Genomic DNA, 17,670 nt, shown 5'->3' with positions numbered 1-17,670 from the left:
GCACCCTGGCTCGAGCACTACAACACTCAACGTCGCCACAGCGCACTCGCAGGACTCCCACCCATCAGCCGACTGTGACCAACCTGGTGGCCGAGTACAGCTAGGCGGGTTCGTCCCTGAGTCTCAGCTGCCTGGACGCGATCGAAAGACGCAAGGCCGGACACACTCGGTGTCTCTTCGCTCGAGGTTGCAGCTGGGAGCTCCTCGACCACCAGCACGTCCTCCTCCGGGTCTTCGGACTCCGTCGTAGGTGTGTCCTCAGTGCCAGGCTCCGTGGTGCTGGTGGCAGCAGATCCAGCAGGTGTGGGAGACGGGGAGGTGTCACCCACGGCGTCATCTTCACCGCCACAGCCAACGACGCCGGCCAGGAGCACTGTCAGGGCCAGCATGGCGGCACCGCCCGGCCTGCTCCTCAAACGGGGCTCCTTTGTCACTGGGCTTGGGTCAGCAGCGCGTTGCTCACGGCGATGGCGTACCCAACTGCCAGGAGTCCTTCGGGTGCAGCGTGCGGTCGCTGATGAAGAAGTTAATCTCACCGCCCAGCGTGAAGTCAGCGTCGTGGATCCACTCGTTCGTGCCGGTGGCACAGGCGTTGTGCCCCGAGAAGTCGTTGCGGACCTGACTCGTGGCGGACCATGTGCGCGCTGAGGTCGCCGCCGACTGGATGGTCGACTTCAAGGCCGAGCTGACAGCCGAAATCATTGTCCGCTCGGCTGGAACCACCCGGTCGCACAGAGCGTTAGTCGAGGTGACGGCTGTCGAACTCGAGGACCCACGCGCCTCGACGGTTCGCCACGTTGGCAGCGATCTGACCGCGCCGCACTGGGGTGCCGAAGGCGTCGTCGCAGGCCGTCGTCGACTCACGAGCTGGTCTGACCAAATTATGCGACTGAGCCGGCGACGGTGCGTCGGGTCCAGGTTGGCCCGCATCGCCGAGGGTCGAACGGCCGCACGTGGCCCCACCATCCCGGCGGAGTGGCGTGTGGTCGGTGGTGCCAGGCGTTGAGATCTCCGGGCGACCGCGTTCCGTCCAGGAGCACCTCGACCTCGAGCGAGGGCTCTACGTCGCGGTAGCCGCGCTCGTCGGCCGAGGATGCGGTCATGCCGGGACATCCCTCTCTAGACGGGACCCTCGAAGGCTGTCACTCTGTGATCCGGCACACAGGGGGAGGGTCCGTAGTGAGCCTCAGGTCCAAAGCGACGATTATCGCCGCACTCGCCGGGTTGGTCATTGGCGCGACCACCTCTTACGCCATGGCCGCGGCCGCGATCAGTCCGTGGCGCAACTGGTCGAGTTACGTCAACGACTATAGGAACAGGTCGCTCGTCGACTCTGGCATCTCCCGCACCGAGACCCACCGGGTGAACTCGGGCGAGACGCTGGCGGGCCGAATGGGGACCCAGGGCCGCACCTACTGGGACGATGGCCCGATGTGCAGCTCGACGGTCTGGCGGTACAACACGGAGCCCGCCAGGGTGCACATCACGCGCTACTCCAACGGGTGCGGGGGCTGGATCTACTCGTAGGGGGCCTCCAGGACCTGGGATGGCAGCGGGTACGGCACCTACCCGAGCTTCCGAACGCCGAACTACCTTTCATGAAGCAGGGGGCTTGCAGATGAGGATCCCAACAGCACGCACCGTTCTCGCCGGTGGAGTCGCGTTCGTCGCGGCGGTGGCCTTGTCGTTCCTCGCAGGGAGTGGCATCGCGGCCCTGGCGACGCAGGACGAGGGCTCAAGCGACGTCAAGGTGAAGGAGCAGCCCAAGGACTGGGAAGTCGCCACATCGAACTTCCCGAAGAACAACTCTGGACAGACCTATGGGTCCGCCGCCGACGCGAAGACCCCCGACGAGGAACCGGACCTGATCGCGGTGGTGGGCGACTCGGGGCGCCATGGCTTCGTGAAGCAGCAGGACCTCCAGGGCCCCGGCGTCGGCGACGTGAAGACGCCCGAGGAAGCGCTCGAGTGGGAGCGCCAGATCGAGGCTGGCAAGGCCGACCTGACCGTCGATGTCTACGACGTGGAGGGGGAGTGGGTCATCGACACCTTTACCCTTGACGCCGGTGTCACGTCCGAGGGCTCGTCGACGGAGCGCTGACGCCAGGCAACTGAGAGGGCGCGACGGGTTCGCTCGCGATTGCCAGACAGTCTAGACAGGTAGCCGCCTTGCGCTACTGGTCACGCTCCGCGTGACGATCCCGCACTGGCACGCTCCGCGAGCCGATCGCCTGCGGGGACAGCCCACCGGCTGACCGTCATAGGCTGTTGGGCGGTGACACGAACGTGGGACGCGACAAAGACCGGGGTGCTGCACCTGCCGTCCGGTCGACTTGTTCGGGGACGTGGACTGCGCCGACCACTGCCCGACGGCGCCCTTCCCGACTTTGGGCTGTACTTGCTCGGCAGGCCACCTGAGGGCATGCCGTGGGACACGCGATGGCTTCGCTGGCCGGACTTCCGGCTACCCGCCGACCGAGTGGACGCGCGAGACGCGCTGAGCGAGGCATGGCGCCGAGCCGAGGACGAACGCGTGGAAGTCGCCTGTGGGGGCGGGCGCGGCAGGACGGGCACCGCCCTCGCATGTCTTGCAGTTCTGGATGGTGTGCCCGCCGACAAGGCGGTCGCGTTCGTCCGCGAGCACTACGACGCGCGGGCGATTGAGACGGCCTGGCAGCGCCGCTACGTCGAGCGCTTCAACACCGGGTGAGGTGGTCCGCAGCGCGATGGGCTATCGGTGAGCGCGTCCCGTTTCCCAGACCCCAGCGGAAGCGGGTACGTGCCGCGCCCTCACGGCACTGACCGCGTCCGCACTCGGTTCGCTGATCGGGCGGCGTCCCCGGGGCAGGGGAGTCCGCGCGGGGCCTTCCCGGTTGCGGGCGCCGCTCCCCCGGTCTCAATCTTCCCGTGTCCATCACCCACCTACGTGAATCATCGTTCCCTGAGGTGGGAGAACCAACCTGGCAGCCCTCGTGGTCTGGGAGCCTGGACAGCTCAATCGGATGACGTGAGGCCCCGGATGTTCGCACCGGGCGGTTGCCTTGCAGTCCGCTCACGCAACCACCTAGTGGTGCCAGCAGCCATGCCCCGCGACTTGGGCGTCTGGTGCACGGGGACCACGATCAGCGAAGCCTCACCCTCCCGGGACCACTTGATGGCGTGATAGACCGCTGACAGCGATTCGGTGCTGTCCACGGCGACCAGCCCGGGCGCCACAAGCCGAGCCTCGTGCCACGGCCCCTCAAGGTCAGGCAGGTCCTCCGAGGTCCAAGCGAGATACACAGTCATGCCTTTATCTTTCATGACATGTACGGATTCTCCTTGGCGTGATGTCTCCGCGCCCGCGGGGCAGCCTGACGGCACACCGGCCGCCCGCACCCAGCTCATGTCCGCTCGAGCCGCCGCGAGAGGTAGGGCGCGGTCGCGCTGCCTTCGGCCCTCGCGATGTCGGCCGGCGTGCCGGTCGCGACAACCCGACCGCCGGCATCTCCTCCGCCCGGACCGAGATCGATGACCCAGTCCGCGGTGGCGATCGCGTCGAGGTCGTGCTCGACGAGGACCACCGTGTTGCCGGCGTCGACGAGCCGGTGCAGCTGGCGCAGCAGCAGAGCGATGTCTGCGGGGTGGAGTCCGGAGGTCGGCTCGTCGAGCAGGTAGAGGGCATGGCCGCGGTGAGCGCGCTGGAGCTCGGTGGCGAGCTTGATGCGCTGTGCCTCCCCGCCGCTGAGCTCGGTCGCCGGCTGTCCAAGTCGCAGGTAGCCCAGACCCACCTCGCGAAGCGTCTGGAGGCTGCGTGCGGCGGCCGGTACGTCGGCCAGGAACGTGGCGGCGTCGTCGACGGATAGGTCGAGGACCTCCGCGATGCTCTTGCCGCGGTAGGTGATCTGGAGCGTCTCGGGGTTGTAGCGATCGCCGTGGCACGTCGGGCAGGGAGCGTAGGTGCCAGGCAGAAACAGTAGCTCGACGGAGACGAATCCCTCGCCCTGACAGGTCTCGCAGCGGCCCCCGGCGACGTTGAAGGAGAAGCGGCCGGCGCCGTAGCCGCGGGCCCGGGCCGCGTCCGTGGCGGCGTACAACTTCCGCACGGCATCGAACATCCCCGTGTACGTCGCGAGGTTGGACCGCGGCGTCCGGCCGATCGGGCGCTGATCGACCAATACCAGTCGGTCGAACGACTCACGAGCAGTCGGGTCCTCGGCCAGGACCTGGGTGACCAGGGTCGACTTGCCGGACCCGGACACCCCGGTGACGGCGGTCAGCACGCACAGCGGGATATCGACAGACAGGTCGCGCAGGTTGTGGCGATGTGCGCCGGTCAGTCGCAGCCAGCCCTGCGGGGCCCGCGCATCGTGCGCGAGCCGCTCAGCGCGACCGAACAGGTAGGCGCTGGTGACCGACTCAGTCACGTCCTCCAGGCCCGCGACAGGGCCGCTGTGGAGCACTCGACCTCCGGCCTCGCCCGCACCCGGGCCGATATCGACGACCCAATCTGCTCGTCGTACGACGTCGAGGTCGTGCTCCACGACGAACAGTGTGTTGCCGGACGCCTTGAGGCGGTCCAGGACATCCAGCAGCGGCTCCGCGTCGGCCGGGTGCAGGCCGGCGAAGGGCTCGTCCAGGACGTAGACGACTCCGAACAGGCCCGAGCGCAGCTGGGTGGCGATCCGCAGGCGCTGCGCCTCTCCGGGCGACAGCGTCGTCGAGCTCCGTCCCAGGCTGAGATAACCCAGGCCCAGATCGAGGAGCACCTCGACGCGCGCGACCAGGTCAGTGCAGATCCGCGCCGCGACCTCGTCGGCACCCGCGGGCCGCTCAGCGACCGGACGCAGCAGAGCCACCAGCGCTGTGAAGGGCAGGTTGTTGACCTCGGCGATCGAACGCCCTAGAAAGGTCACCGCGAGGGCCTCGGGCCGTAGTCCACTGCCCTGGCAATCCGGGCAGGGCGCTTCCTCCAGGAACCGCATGGCCCGCTCGCGCATCCGCTCGCTCGTGGAGTCGGCCAGCACGTGCATGACGTGGCTGCGCGCGCTCCAGAACTTCCCGTAGTAGCCGTGGTCGACGCGACCTGGTTCCGGCTCGATGAGCACCGAGGGCTGCTCGTCGGTGAACAGCAGCCAGTCGCGGTCCCGCTTCCTGAGACTGTGCCACGGCTTGTCGACGTCGATGCCGAGCCCCATCACGATGCTGCGCAGGTTGGCGCCCTGCCACGCGCCGGGCCAGGCGGCGATCGCCCCTTCACGGATGCTCCGTGACGGGTCCGGGACAAGCAGCTCCTCGGTGACGTCGTGGACGACGCCCAGGCCGTGGCAACGCGGGCACGCGCCCGCGCTGGTGTTGGGCGAGAACGCCTCGGCCGCGAGGTGATCGGCACCAGCCGGGTAATCGCCGGCCCGCGAGTAGAGGATCCGCAGCAGGTTGGACAGCGTGGTGATGGTGCCGACCGACGAGCGTGAGGTGGCCGTGCCCCGGCGCTGCTGAAGCGCGACCGCAGGCGGCAGGCCGGTGATCTCCTGGACGTGCGGGGCACCGACCTGCTGCAGCAGCCGGCGCGCGTAGGGCGCGACCGACTCGAAGTAGCGGCGCTGCGCCTCGGCGTACAGCGTTCCGAAGGCCAGCGACGACTTCCCCGACCCGGAGATCCCGGTGAACGCCACCATCACGTTGCGAGGAATGTCCACGTCAATGTTGCGCAGGTTGTTCTCATTGGCTCCGCGGACACGCACAAAGCCATCGGTCGCATCGGTGGTCACGTGCTGCCCCTGTCGGTCGCTCTCGGTTTGCTTGCAACGAAGCATCGCGTTCCCCGAAGAGTGCTTGAGACTCCCGCGGCCAAACGGGCCCGCCCTCCGAAGCCCACTGTGAGTTGGTGTACGCGAGCATCAAGGTCGGCGAGTGGGTGAGGAGCACCGTATGCGTGACGATGATCTCGGCAATGCGGATGAGCAAGCAGCCGAAGACACAGCAGATCGGTCGGTCAGAACGCTGGAGTTGTTCTTCGACCTGGTCTTCGTCTACGCGATGTCGCAGGTCACTGTCCTGATGCTCGCGGACATCTCCTGGGCGGGGTTCGGCCGCGGGATTCTGGCGCTCGCTGCTGTGTGGTGGGCGTGGGCCTGCTACGCCTGGCTGACGAACACCTCCGACCACGACGGACCCGGGCCTCGCCTGCTGCTCTTTCTCGCGATGGCGGCCATGCTGATGGCCGCGGTCGCGCTGCCGCAGGCGTTCGGCGCGCGGGCGCTGGTCTTTGCGCTTGCATTCCTGGCGGTCCGACTGATCCACGTCGTGCTGCTGGCTCTTGACGTGCGGGGCGAGGCGGACGTGGGTTCGGCCGCGCTGCGACTAGTCCCCACCCTGCTCGCCGGCCCGGCAGTGCTGGTGGCCGCGGCGTTCTTCGACACGCCAGAACGAGAGTTGCTGTGGATCGTGGCCGCGGTGATGGATCTGTCGGGGCCGGTCCTGGTCGGGACCACCGGTTGGAGCGTGACACCTGCCTACTTCGTGGAGCGGCACGGGCTGATCATCATCATCGCGCTGGGTGAGGCGATCGTCGGGGTAGGCGCTGGCGCCGAAGCCGCTCTTCCGCGCCCGAGTGTTGTGACGGCCGTCCTCCTCGCCGTGCTGATCGCGGCCGGTCTGTGGTGGTCCTACTTCGGTTATCTGCGCGGCGGTGCCGAACGACGGCTGCGCGGCACCACTGATCGGGAGCGGTCAAGGCTCGCGCGCGACTCCTACAGCTACCTGCATCTGCCGCTCGTGGCCGGGGTGGTGTTCTTCGCTCTCGGGGTGCACGAAGCAGTCGCGGCACCGGGGGAACCACTCTCCTTGTTGCCGGCCGTCGCCCTGGCCGGTGGCGTCGCGATGTTCTACGTCGGCGACGTCGCCTACCGATGGCGCGACCACCACCAGCTCGCCACCGGTCGCCTGGTGGCCGCAGTGGGGGCTGCTTCGCTGATCCCGGTCGCGGTGGTGGCGCCTGCTTTGGCGGCGCTCGCCGGGCTAACCCTCGTCTGCTTGCTGCACACCAGCTGGGAACTCTGGCACCACCCGGCGTTCGGCCCGGTCGACGACTCCTGATCGTCCAGTGCCATCGCCGCGCAGACTCTCGCAACTACGGCTTGGGACTACCTCACCGGACGGCGTTTCGCAGGGGCTCGCCGACGGAGGCACGGCGTAGTCGCCACGCGCGTGTCGCCAGGTGGAGGTTGAGTTGTGCCTCGACGTCGTTGAGGTCGTGGCCCGAGATCTCGGTGATGCGGCTGATTCGGTAGCGCAGTGTGTTGCGGTGGATGGTGAGCGTCGTTGACGTGTCGGCGTACTTGCCTCCGTGGTCGAGGTAGGCCGCTAGGGTGGGGACGAGTTCGGTGCCGTGGCGACGGTCGTAGCTCAATAGGTCGCCGAGCCAGTCCCTGATGAGGCGCTCGACTTCCTCAGCGTTGCCGTCGAGGGCGAGCAGCCGGTCTACTCCCAAGTCGGCGTAGGCGATGAAGCCATACGGATCGTGGGACTGCTGACGAGCCCTGAGTGCTCGTTGGGCTTGCTCATACGCACGTGGGATCTGTTCCGGCGAGTTGGCCGGCTCCCCCTTGGCGATCACACCGTTGGTGTCGCCGTAGGTGCGCGACAAGTCGTTGAACAAGCGGCCCATGTCGACACCTCGATGGGCGAGGGCGACGACCAGTCCCCGGTTCCGGACGACCAAGCAGGGCAGTCGCTGACGAGCCATGGCCATCCGGAGGTGATCGACGTCGCGGTCGTGCGCGCGGTGACCCCGCTCGGAGGACCATGCGCACACGATCAGGTCGTGCGGAACGGCAAGGTCGTGGCCCTGAGCGGATGTCCGGTCCACGGCAACGTCGGCCGGGAGCCCTTCAAGAAGGTCGTCGAGGAGGTCTCGACTCAGTCGGTTCTCCAGTTCATTCATCGCCGCGGCCCTAGCCCTCAGCAGCCCCAGTGCGACGCCCGCGTACCGCAGAGCGAATGATGCGTCGTCTCGGTCTTTGTCCGGTGGCACCTCCAGTTCGATCGTGCCGAGTTCGGGGCGTCCGCCGATGACCTCCTCGAGCGAGGTTCGCTCGAGGAGCGGTTGGTACCGACCGGCGACCGTGATCCGGGTCGTCTCGTGCCCGAATCTGTCCCGCAGCACGACAGCGGAGCCAGTGAGCCGGCTGAGTGAGGTGGCCACGTCGAGCTCAGTCCCGGTCGTGGATAGTCGGGCGAACTCCTCAAGCACCCCCTCACGGTGCTGCAGCGCCGCGACGGTGCGCGCCATCTCGTTATTGGCTGCATCGAGTTCGTGGGCGCGTCGGCGGTGGCGCTCGTGCACCTGCGCGTCCGCGAGCGCCGTCCCGAGGAGATCGCCCAACCGTTCGATGACGAACAGTTGTTCGGGGTCGGGCCGGGCGAAGCTGCGAAGGACCAGTCGGCCCGGGGCGCCGTTCAAGACCGCCACAGCCGTCGTCGACGTCCAGGAGTCGCCGTTGTCCTGCACGAATACCCGTTCACCGGTTGAGGGGCTCGGTTCCGCCGGCTTCGTTGGCTCCCCGGGGGGCAGGGTGATCCACTCCCGGTCCCGCTGGAAGGTGACGTGAACCAACTGGCAGCCGGTCACCGACTCGACCTCACGCTTCAGGACGTTGATGACCTCGTCCACGTCGTGACGTTGCATCATCGCCATGGACATCACCAGCAGCCCATCGAGGCCGGTGAGGGCACGCCGCAGATCCAGCTCGCCGGTTGGCACCACGGTTCCGGTTGTGGCGGGCTCGCAGACGGTCATCTCTTGATCCCTGGCCGGCCCGCCCGGGGTCCCCCTGTGCCGTAGGGACCCCACAGGTCGTCGCGCTGAGCGGCGACGCCTCGGTACATGCAGCACGGATGTATCCCGGGATCCAGTCCGAGTCCGTGATAGCTCATCGGTCCTCATCAACTCCCGGGGGCAGGGTCGCGCTCACCGTACCCCTTGCCCAGCGCACCCACCCGCGGGGAGTTGTGCACTCGAACCAAATCATGCCCCGGGACTTTGGCCTGGTGCGCTCATGACTTCTTGGTGGTCGGCGACGAGCGTGGACTGCTCGGAGTCACCGACACAACGATTGGAGATTCGCCATGAAGGCTGTCGTCTATCAGGGACCCAAGGATGTCGCGGTCACGGACGTTCCGGACGCCGAGATCGAACGGCCCACCGATGTGCTGGTCAAGATCACAACGACCAACATCTGCGGCTCGGACCTGCACATGTACGAGGGGCGGACCTCCTTCGAGAAGGGCCGGACGTTCGGCCACGAGAACATGGGAGAGGTGGTGGAGATCGGCAAGGGAGTAGAGAAGATCAAGGTGGGCGACCGGGTCGTGCTGCCCTTCAACATCTCGTGCGGGTTCTGCAAGAACTGCGAGCGCGGGCTCACGAACTACTGCCTGACGACGCAACCTGACCCATCGGCCGCCGGTGCGGCCTACGGCTTCGCCGAAATGGGCCCGTACGGCGGCGGGCAGGCAGAACTGCTCCGGGTGCCCTTCGGCGACCACAACGCGCTGCGCCTGGGTGAAGACGCGCAGGACAAGGAGAACGACTACGTCATGCTCTCCGACATCTTCCCCACCGGTTACCACGCCACTGAGATGGCTGGCGTGATCCCGGGCGACAGCGTCGTGATCGCTGGAGCCGGTCCGGTGGGTCTGATGGCTGCGTTGTCCGCGACGATCAAGGGCGCCGCGAAGGTCATGGTGGTCGATCGCCACCCCGACCGGCTCGCGCTGGCCGAGCAGATCGGAGCGATCGCCATCGACGACTCCAAGGTCGACCCCGTGCAGGCTGTGCTGGACGAGACCATGGGGCTCGGAGCCGACCGTGGCTGCGAGTGCGTGGGCTACCAGGCCCACGACCCGCAGGGGAACGAAGACCCGGCTGCCACCTTGAACATGCTCATCAACTCGGTGCGTTTCACCGGCGGGATCGGCACCGTCGGCGTGTTCGTCCCCGAGGACCCGGGGGCCAAGGGCGAATTGGCCAAGCAGGGCAAGGCGGCCATCGACTTCGGCACCCACTGGTTCAAGGGACAGACCATGGGCAACGGTCAGTGCCCGGTCAAGAAGTACAACCGCCGGCTGCGTGACCTGATCGCGGCTGACAAGGCGAAGCCGTCCTGGATCATCTCTCACGAGATCTCGCTGGACCAGGCCGCCGACGCCTACAGGAACTTCGACTCCAGGTCCGAGGGCTGGACCAAGGTCGTCATCAAGCCGGGTATGTCCGACGGAAAGAAGGCAAACTGATATGGCAGCAGATCTTCAGGGCAAGAGGGTCGCGATCCTCGCCGCGGACGGGGTCGAGCGCGTCGAGCTCGAGCAACCCCGCGAGTCTCTGGACAGGGCCGGCGCTCGGACCGAGGTCCTCTCGATCCACGACGGCGAGATCAAGGCCCGTAAGAACGACCTGGATGAAGCGGGCACGTTCACCGTCGACGGGCTGGTCGCCGACGCCTCGGTGGGCGACTACGACGCCTTGGTGCTTCCGGGCGGCACGGTGAACCCCGACCAGCTCCGGGTCGACGAGGGCGCCGTTTCCTTCGTCCGCGACTTCGTCGAGAGCGGCAAGCCGGTGGCGGCGATCTGTCACGGGCCGTGGACGTTGATCGAGGCCGGCGTGGCCACCGGTCGCACCCTGACGTCCTTCCCGAGCATCCGCACGGATCTGCGCAATGCCGGCGCGAACGTCGTTGACCAGGAGGTCGTGGTCGACACGAATCTCATCACCAGCCGCTCGCCGGAGGACCTGCCGGCGTTCTCCGAGGCGATCGTGTCCCAACTCGCGGGCACCACGACAAAGGAAGAGGTGAAGTCATGAGTGTGACCAAGGGATTGCTGGTCAGGTTTGACGCGTTGCCCGGCAAGGAGGACGAGGTGAAGGAGTTCCTCGACGCCGGGCGTGGGCTTGTCGAGCAGGAGCCGGCAACCACCGCGTGGTTCGCGATCCGCCTCGGGCCGTCGACGTTCGGGATCTTCGACGTGTTCCCCGATGACGCCGGACGTGACGCCCACCTGTCCGGCCCTGTTGCGGTAGCTCTCGGCGAGCAGACCGGTGCGTTGTTCTCCGAACCGACGATCGAGAAGCTCGACGTGTTGGGCTCCAAACTTCCCGCCTGACACCACAGACCGGGAGTACTGACCCCGACATGAGGGGTCGCTGCGCGCGGTGACTTCGGGCTGACACAGCCCGTTGAAATCGTGGCAGCGGCCCCTTCTCTTGCGGCCTACCGCACATCACCAACAGATCGAGGAACCGCGATGACAGGAACTGACGACGACGTTGCCCCGACGCGTTCACCCGAGGTAGCAGTGATCGGGGGCGGGATCGTCGGTCTGTCGACAGCGTACGCGCTGCGGGAGCAGGGCGTGCCGGTGCGCTTGTACGAGGCCGGTCTGCCCGGGTCGGGTCAGTCCGCAGGCGAGTCGCGGATCTTCCGGCATGCCCACGACGACCCGCGACTCGTCGCTTTCGCGCGCGAAAGCCGCGGCGTATGGGATGAGTGGGCCGAACACTTCGACGTCGAGCTGGTCTCATCAGACGGTGTCGTGGCGATCGGAGACAGCGCCCTGGCGCGGCTGCGGGTGCTCGACCAGGTCGGCGGCGTGAAAGCGTACGAGATCGATGCAGCCGAGCTCGCCCAGCGGATGCCGCTGCTCGCTGGGTACTCGGGGCCAGCGGTGCTCGACGAGTCGGGCGGCGCGATCCGCACCCGCACCGCGATCACGGCACTCGCGGGTGCCCTCGCAGATGCCGTCACCACCGCAGAGGTCATCTCCATCGATCCCCGCGCCGATGGGACGGTCGAGGTGCGCAGCGTCACCGACCGGGCTGTCTACTCCAAAGTGGTCGTGTGCGCCGGCCGCGAAACCGCCCGCCTGGCCCGCAGCGTCGGCCTGTCGCTGCCGGTTCGCCTTGCCGCACACGTCCGGCTGACCTTCGACGTGAAAGCCGCCGCCCCGGCACGAGTCGCGTGCCTACAGGACAGCAGCGGCGTCTTCGGCGAAGTCGGCGTGTACGCGACGCCGCTACCGGGCAACAGCAGTTACTCGGTCGGACTCAGCGAGACCGTCGGCGTCCGCGACGACGGAACGTTCATCGACCCGGCGGCGATTCGATCGCTGGACGAACGCGCGCGCGAATACGTGACACGGGCGCTGCCCGGTCTCCACCCAGAGCCGCGCGACTTCCTTCATTGCTGGGTGACCGACCTCCCATGGAGCGAGGACGGCGTGGCCGTGTGGGAGGCAGGCTCTGTCCTGTTCGTGGCCGGTCACAATCTGTTCAAGCAGGCACCTGCGCTGGGTCGCGCTCTCGCCCGAGCCGCGACAGGTGAAGGTCTCGCCGCCGAGCTCGAGCAGGGGGCGCGCCTGGGTGAGCCACAGCAATAGGCTCCCGATCCATTCGACGTAGCATCCACGGGTCCTTCTGTGCGCGGCAGCCGACTGGCAAGGGCAAGCGTAGGTTGAGGTATGGATCAACAAGACCTTCCCTGTTCACCCAGTGCACACCCCGCCCGCTCATCGGTGCGAGCTCAGGCGGTCATCGCAACACTTCGGCCAGTGCTTGTGATGGTGTCTTGAAGCCGAGGGTCTGTCGAGGTCGCTCGTTGAGCTGCTGGGCGATGGAGTCTAGGTCGGTCTGGGTCAGGGTGCGGAAGTCGAGCCTGCGGGGTAGGTACTGACGCAGGAGCCCGTTGGTGTTCTCGTTGCTGCCGCGCTGCCAGGGCGACTTGGGATCACAGAAGTAGACCTGGATGCCAGTGGCCGCGGTGAAGCGGCGGTGCTCGGCCATCTCGTGGCCCTGATCCCAGGTCAACGACTTCGCCAGGTGGGTGGGCAGCGTGGTGACTGCGGCGGCCAGGGCGTCGGCGACCACGTCGGCTTTGTGGTTGCCCGTCGGGAGCGCCACCAGCATCACGTATCGGGTGGACCGCTCGACCAGGGTGGCGATCGGGCTCATGTGCTTGCCGAAGACCAGGTCGCCCTCCCAGTGGCCGGGCACCGCCCGGTCCTCGGCCTCGGCTGGCCGTTCGGAGATGTGCAGGATCCCGGGACGGCCACCACGACCATCCGGCAGCCGGGTCCCGCGGGCCCGACGGATCACCCGCCCAGTGCGCAGGTAGGCGGTCAACTCCTTGCGCAAGGCACCACGCGACTGCACGAACAGCGTGCGGTAGATGCTCTCGTGGGACACCTGCATCTCCGGGTCGTCGGGGTAGGTCAGCTTCAGCCAGCCGGCGATCTGCTCTGGTGACCGCCGCTGCTGGAGCTTCTCGGCCACGATGCCAGCCAGCACCGGATGCCTCGCGAGCTTGCACGGCTTGGGTCGCGTCGCCCGTGACCAGGCCTGACGGTCGGCCACCAGCGCTCGGTAACGCGCCCGACCACCGTTGGCGGTGAACTCCCGGCTGATCGTCGACGGCGACCGTCCCAGCCCGCCCGCGATCGACCTCACCGACAAGCCAGCGGCCAGACCACGCGAGATCTCCTCCCGCTCAGCCAGGCTCAACCGGCCCGCTGCCCGACGCCGCGGGTCAGGTCGGATCCCACCACAACGGATCAGGTAAGCCCGCACCGTGCTGGTCGGCAACCCCAACGCCCGCGACGCCGGCTTGGCCGCGTGCCCCGCCCGCAGTCGGACCCACAGCTGATCGATCGCCTCCGGCGACAACCGCTCGTACCTGCGTGCCATCGCAACCTCCTCGGATCAGGAAGTGTTGCGCTGACCTATTGAGAGCGCCGGCATGAGCGTGCACAAGGGAAGCGGCCGCGGGGGAGTGCCGGCGCCTGTACCTCTCGCCGTGCCCGGGATGCGACGAGGGCTCCGGCGACGCCGAAGCCCTCGTACTCGAATCTGTTGAGCTCGAGCTCTACGTGCACAAGTGACTACAGGTCGTAGTGGTGATCGACGCACCCATGCTGAACTGCTCAAACGCGAGTTCGGCTGGCGTTGGGGCGTCCGTGAGGCCGCACGTTCCGAGTTCAGCTCGGGACCAGGGCGGTGACCTTGGCCAGGTCGTCGGCGTGCAGGTCGCGCTCGACCTCGAGGTCGTAGTCGGTCTGGATGTTGATCCAGAAGCGGTCGTCGACGCCGAGGGCCTTGGACAGGCGCAGGGCGGTGTCGGTGGTGATGGCGCGCTTGCCGTGCACGATCTGGCTGATTCGGGTCTGGGGGAGACCGGTGGCCTGGGCGAGGCGGTACTGGCTGATGCCCAGCCTCGCGAGCCGCGAGGTCCCGGGCCTGTGCACGCATCCCCGATCCTCCTGACAGTGGTCGTCGGGGGACAGGTGTGCAGACAGCGTTCGGCCAACACCAGGGACCGTCGTCCAAGACGCTGATGTCGCTGGACCAGGACGGTGACGAGGAGCCAGGCGCGGCAGACACGCTCCCGGAGCCCGGAGCTGGCTGAAGGTCGCCCAGGCACTCCAACGGCCCCGCTCACGGCCAAACACTCACGCGTTGGGCATCCCGGAAGCCGATCCCGCTGCGGGACCGTTCCGATGTGATCCCAAGCGGCTCGAGTGGCTCGCTGGTCGGCGGCGATTCGGTCGATGATTACTTACCCGCCGACTCCTCGAGTACGGCGATGGCCACCTGCACGCGGCTGTCCACCCCCAGCTTCGTCATCAGGCGCGCTACGTGGGTTTTCACGGTCGCCAGGGTGACGAAGAGCAGGGCGGCGATCTCCTGGTTGCCCAGCCCCTGGGCGATCAGGTCCGCGATCTCCCGTTCCCGGCCGCTGAGCGTCGCCAGCTTCGGGTGGCCCCGACGGCTCATCACCCGGGGACTCTCGGCTGTGTCGGCGAGCCGCAGCAATCGGTCCAGGCTTTGCGGGCTGATGACCGGCTGGTCGTGCGCTGCCGCGCGCACCGCGCTCTGGAGCGTGGCGGGTGAGCAGGACTTGAGGATGAAGCCAGCCGCGCCAGCACGCAGTGACTCCAGGACGGCCGAGTCGGTGTCGAAGGCCGTCAGCATCACCACGGGCGGTGCGTCCGGGTCCGCCGTGCGTATGTCTTTGAGGGCCTCGATCCCGCCCATCACCGGCATGCGGACGTCCATCAGGACGACGTCGGGGTGTAGCGCTGCCACTGCCGCGACGGCCTCCTGGCCGTTCTCGGCCTCGGCCACCACGGACATGTCCGCGGACCCCTCCAACAAGAGCCGCAAACCCGAGCGCATCAGCGCCTCGTCGTCAACGAGCAGTACGGCGATCTCGCGGCGCTTGGGTTCGGTCATCGCCACGGGAGCTCCAGCTTCAGCACGAACGTGTTCTCGTGGACGGCGCTGGTGCACTGCCCGCCGGCGAGTCTGGCGCGTTCCTCCAGTCCGATCAGGCCCATTCCCCCGCGGGATCGATCCACATCGCGCCCAGCACTGAGCGGGTTGGTCATGGTGAGCCCGACCCTCGTGTCGTCACGTCCGAGCTCGATGTCGATCGGTTCGTCGGGTGCATGCTTGCGCGCATTGGTCAGCCCTTCCTGGACGGTGCGACGCAAGGTGTGCACCGCGGCCGAGGGCAACGCCTCGAGGAGGTCCGTGGTGACCTGGGGGTGACGGACGTAGCGCACCTCTGCACCGGCGGTCCGGGCGCTGGCCACCAACTCGTCGATGCTGGTGCGGGGGTCGATCGCGTCGGGCTCCTCGCGAAGCGCCGTGAGTACCGCTCGAAGGTCGGCGACACCGAGCTCGGCCTGCTCACGAAGGATGCTTGCCTGCTTGCGTACGACGTCGGGAGGTAGGTCGTCGCGGACCTCCAGCACCCCCGCGTGTACGGCAACCAGACTCAACCGGTGGGACAGGCTGTCGTGCATGTCGCGGGCGATCCGCCGACGCTCCTCCTCGATCGCCTGCACCTCTCGCGCGCGCATCTCCGCACGGGTCATCGAGGCCGCGGCCTCCAACTGCCACTGCTGCCGGCGGCGCCGAAAACGTACGCGTCCCACCGCCGCCGCGATCGTCAGCATTCCGAGCAGTACGAGCAGCACCTGCCACCAGACGACTCGAGGGCCGGGCGCCAGGAGCAGATCACCGGCCCACCCCATCGTCACGGCAAGGGCGGCAGCCAGACTCCACCGCCACGAGCCGCGGGAGAAGATCGAGACCATGGCAACGAGGCCAGCCGCGAAGCCGAGCACCGAGACGGATCCACAGCCGGCCACGATGACACCGGCGACCAAGGCCTCCAGTGGACCAGCGGCGTCGTACCCAAGTCGATCGGGAGGCTCATGGCGCAACGCGATCGGCAGCAGGACCAAGGCCACCAGGCCGAGCAGCACGTGCACTCCGAAGTATGCCGCCCACTGCAACTCCTCGCCGGGCGGCAGCGCCGAGGTCCCCGAATCGTCGAGCTCCAGGACGATCGCGGACTCGATCAACTGGGCTACGACGCCGACCACGGCGCAGGCTGCCACGATCAGTGTGGTTCTGGCTCTTCTCACAGGATGATCCTAGGTAGATGCCCGGGAGTTGGTTGTCAGCCGAAGGTACGACAACGCACGAGCCAACTCCGCGAGTGTCATACCGATGACGGATACCGCCCGGGCTCGCGGCATCCGAGGCTTGAGCCATGAACACACAGAGATCGGTCCCAGCCCTCGACGACCGAATCCCGTCCTACTTCCGCATGCACCACCAGTCGCCCCGGCACCGGTGGTGGCGGCCGCTCGCCGAGCTCAGCGTGGCTTCGGTGGCCTTCGTGCTTCTGCTCGGCATGCTCATGATCGCGGCCGGCTTCCTCACGTTCGTTCCAGGATTCGAGTCAACCGTCGACGCCGCCTTCGAGTCCGACACCGTCGACATGACCGACCCGACAACCTTCGTCCTGCTGAACCTCACCCTGATCCCCTTGATCCCCGCGGTGCTCATCGGCATACGCCTCGCAGGCGCCCGGCCGACAGGCTCAATAGTTTCCGAGACCGGACGCTTCAGGTGGGACCGGCTGTGGCGCGCGGTACTGGTCGCCACCCCGATCTATGTCGTGTTTCTCGCCGTGGGCCTTGCGATCGAACCCGACGTCGAGCCCGTGTTCGACGCCGACGCCTGGCTGCTCCTAGGCCTGGTGCTGCTGCTCACCCCGCTGCAGGCGGCGGCCGAGGAGTTCGCCTTCCGGGGCCTGCTGGGCCAGATGATTGGTGCCTGGCTGCGCCACCCGCTGTGGGCGATCGCCCTGCCGATCCCCCTGTTCGTCATCGGCCACGACTACAGCGCAGCCGGCCTCCTCGATGTCGGCGTCTTCGCCCTGTGCGTCGGCGTCCTGGCGTGGCGCACCGGAGGACTGGAAGCGCCCATAGGGGTGCACGTCGTGAACAACGTCCTGGTGCTCGCACTCGGAGCATTCGGAATCATCGACGTCAACGACGCGTCCGTCTCGTGGGTCGCCACGACCTTCGGTTGCGCACTGACCATCGTGGTGACGGCGGCGATCCTGCGGACCGAGGCTCGGACACCGAACGCGGAGACGGCGACGCCCCGCTCCGAGGCGAGTCAAGAGTCGCAACTGCTGCCGTTGTGACTACGCAGTCCGGCTATTCAAACGACGACGTCGACTCCACGACGCCTGACGTTGCGCCTGCCGCCTCTGCCCCCCTAGCGACTTACGAACGCGCACAAATCGGATCGATCCGTCGATCCCGATATCGAGG

General features: G+C 67.5%; 17 protein-coding genes. 10 read left to right on the top strand and 7 right to left on the bottom strand.

The annotated features are described in order from the left end of the window. Positions 1 to 78, top strand: a 78-nt coding sequence (locus IG63_RS22890) for an integrase core domain-containing protein (protein WP_157210307.1), incomplete at its 5' end; no start/stop codon positions are given. 381 nt (positions 79 to 459) lie between these two features. Here the strand turns inward: IG63_RS22890 and IG63_RS0119250 are convergent. Next, a complete protein-coding gene (locus tag IG63_RS0119250; RefSeq protein ID WP_157210305.1) occupies positions 460 to 678 on the bottom strand; it encodes a hypothetical protein in 219 nt (72 codons plus the stop codon). Between the two features lie 501 nt (positions 679 to 1,179). Between IG63_RS0119250 and IG63_RS0119240 the strand changes: the two genes are divergently transcribed. The 3 genes from IG63_RS0119240 (at position 1,180) to IG63_RS24015 (ending at position 2,710) form a co-directional block, all read left to right on the top strand. Beyond that, on the top strand, positions 1,180 to 1,527 hold the full coding sequence (locus tag IG63_RS0119240; protein ID WP_030485968.1) for a hypothetical protein: 348 nt from the start codon (positions 1,180 to 1,182) through the stop codon (positions 1,525 to 1,527). 91 nt (positions 1,528 to 1,618) lie between these two features. Next, positions 1,619 to 2,101, top strand: coding sequence for a hypothetical protein (locus tag IG63_RS0119235; protein WP_157210304.1), 483 nt, complete (start codon positions 1,619 to 1,621; stop codon positions 2,099 to 2,101). 321 nt (positions 2,102 to 2,422) lie between these two features. Further along, entirely contained in the window at positions 2,423 to 2,710 is a 288-nt protein-coding gene (locus IG63_RS24015; RefSeq protein ID WP_425411799.1) for a phosphatase domain-containing protein, read from the top strand. Between the two features lie 673 nt (positions 2,711 to 3,383). On the opposite strand, the gene uvrA is transcribed toward IG63_RS24015, so the two are convergent. Next, positions 3,384 to 5,750 carry an excinuclease ABC subunit UvrA gene (gene uvrA, locus IG63_RS0119220; RefSeq protein WP_030485964.1) on the bottom strand — a complete coding sequence of 789 codons (2,367 nt, stop codon included), beginning with the start codon at positions 5,748 to 5,750 and terminating at the stop codon, positions 3,384 to 3,386. Between the two features lie 160 nt (positions 5,751 to 5,910). On the opposite strand from uvrA, the gene IG63_RS0119215 reads away from it, so the two are divergent. Beyond that, the gene (locus IG63_RS0119215; protein WP_051707263.1) at positions 5,911 to 7,077 is read left to right on the top strand and encodes a low temperature requirement protein A; all 1,167 of its coding nucleotides are present in this window, start codon (positions 5,911 to 5,913) and stop codon (positions 7,075 to 7,077) included. A 52-nt stretch (positions 7,078 to 7,129) separates the two neighbouring features. Here the strand turns inward: IG63_RS0119215 and IG63_RS0119210 are convergent, their stop codons facing one another. Beyond that, positions 7,130 to 8,779, bottom strand: coding sequence for a PucR family transcriptional regulator (locus IG63_RS0119210; protein ID WP_030485962.1), 1,650 nt, complete (start codon positions 8,777 to 8,779; stop codon positions 7,130 to 7,132). A gap of 329 nt (positions 8,780 to 9,108) precedes the next feature. On the opposite strand from IG63_RS0119210, the gene IG63_RS0119205 reads away from it, so the two are divergent. From IG63_RS0119205 to IG63_RS0119190, 4 genes are all read left to right on the top strand, one after another. Beyond that, the gene (locus IG63_RS0119205; protein WP_030485961.1) at positions 9,109 to 10,275 is read left to right on the top strand and encodes a glutathione-independent formaldehyde dehydrogenase; all 1,167 of its coding nucleotides are present in this window, start codon (positions 9,109 to 9,111) and stop codon (positions 10,273 to 10,275) included. Between the two features lies 1 nt (position 10,276). Continuing rightward, on the top strand, positions 10,277 to 10,846 hold the full coding sequence (locus IG63_RS0119200) for a type 1 glutamine amidotransferase domain-containing protein (protein ID WP_030485960.1): 570 nt from the start codon (positions 10,277 to 10,279) through the stop codon (positions 10,844 to 10,846). Continuing rightward, positions 10,843 to 11,145, top strand: coding sequence for a putative quinol monooxygenase (locus IG63_RS0119195; protein ID WP_030485959.1), 303 nt, complete (start codon positions 10,843 to 10,845; stop codon positions 11,143 to 11,145). The genes IG63_RS0119200 and IG63_RS0119195 overlap by 4 nt, the downstream gene beginning before the upstream one ends. A 141-nt stretch (positions 11,146 to 11,286) precedes the next feature. Then, positions 11,287 to 12,417: an NAD(P)/FAD-dependent oxidoreductase gene (locus tag IG63_RS0119190; RefSeq protein ID WP_211249408.1), complete on the top strand. Its 1,131-nt coding sequence runs from the start codon at positions 11,287 to 11,289 to the stop codon at positions 12,415 to 12,417. Positions 12,418 to 12,568: 151 nt separating this feature from the next. Here the strand turns inward: IG63_RS0119190 and IG63_RS0119185 are convergent, their stop codons facing one another. From IG63_RS0119185 to IG63_RS0119170, 4 genes are all read right to left on the bottom strand, one after another. Further along, complete coding sequence (locus IG63_RS0119185; protein ID WP_030485957.1) at positions 12,569 to 13,720, bottom strand: IS30 family transposase; 1,152 nt, start codon at positions 13,718 to 13,720, stop codon at positions 12,569 to 12,571. Positions 13,721 to 14,010: 290 nt separating this feature from the next. After that, positions 14,011 to 14,277, bottom strand: coding sequence for a HigA family addiction module antitoxin (locus IG63_RS0119180; RefSeq protein ID WP_030485956.1), 267 nt, complete (start codon positions 14,275 to 14,277; stop codon positions 14,011 to 14,013). Positions 14,278 to 14,584: 307 nt separating this feature from the next. After that, positions 14,585 to 15,265 carry a response regulator gene (locus tag IG63_RS0119175; protein WP_030485955.1) on the bottom strand — a complete coding sequence of 227 codons (681 nt, stop codon included), beginning with the start codon at positions 15,263 to 15,265 and terminating at the stop codon, positions 14,585 to 14,587. Further along, entirely contained in the window at positions 15,262 to 16,440 is a 1,179-nt protein-coding gene (locus IG63_RS0119170) for a sensor histidine kinase (protein ID WP_157210303.1), read from the bottom strand. Before IG63_RS0119170 ends, IG63_RS0119175 begins: the two co-directional genes overlap by 4 nt. A 275-nt stretch (positions 16,441 to 16,715) precedes the next feature. Between IG63_RS0119170 and IG63_RS21845 the strand changes: the two genes are divergently transcribed. After that, the gene (locus tag IG63_RS21845; RefSeq protein ID WP_169741834.1) at positions 16,716 to 17,540 is read left to right on the top strand and encodes a CPBP family intramembrane glutamic endopeptidase; all 825 of its coding nucleotides are present in this window, start codon (positions 16,716 to 16,718) and stop codon (positions 17,538 to 17,540) included. Positions 17,541 to 17,670: the final 130 nt, after the last annotated feature.

Source organism: Nocardioides aequoreus (assembly GCF_000720335.1).
In the GTDB taxonomy this organism is placed as follows: Bacteria; Actinomycetota; Actinomycetes; order Propionibacteriales; family Nocardioidaceae; genus Marmoricola; species Marmoricola aequoreus.
This window is presented reverse-complemented; position numbering and strand designations above follow the sequence as displayed.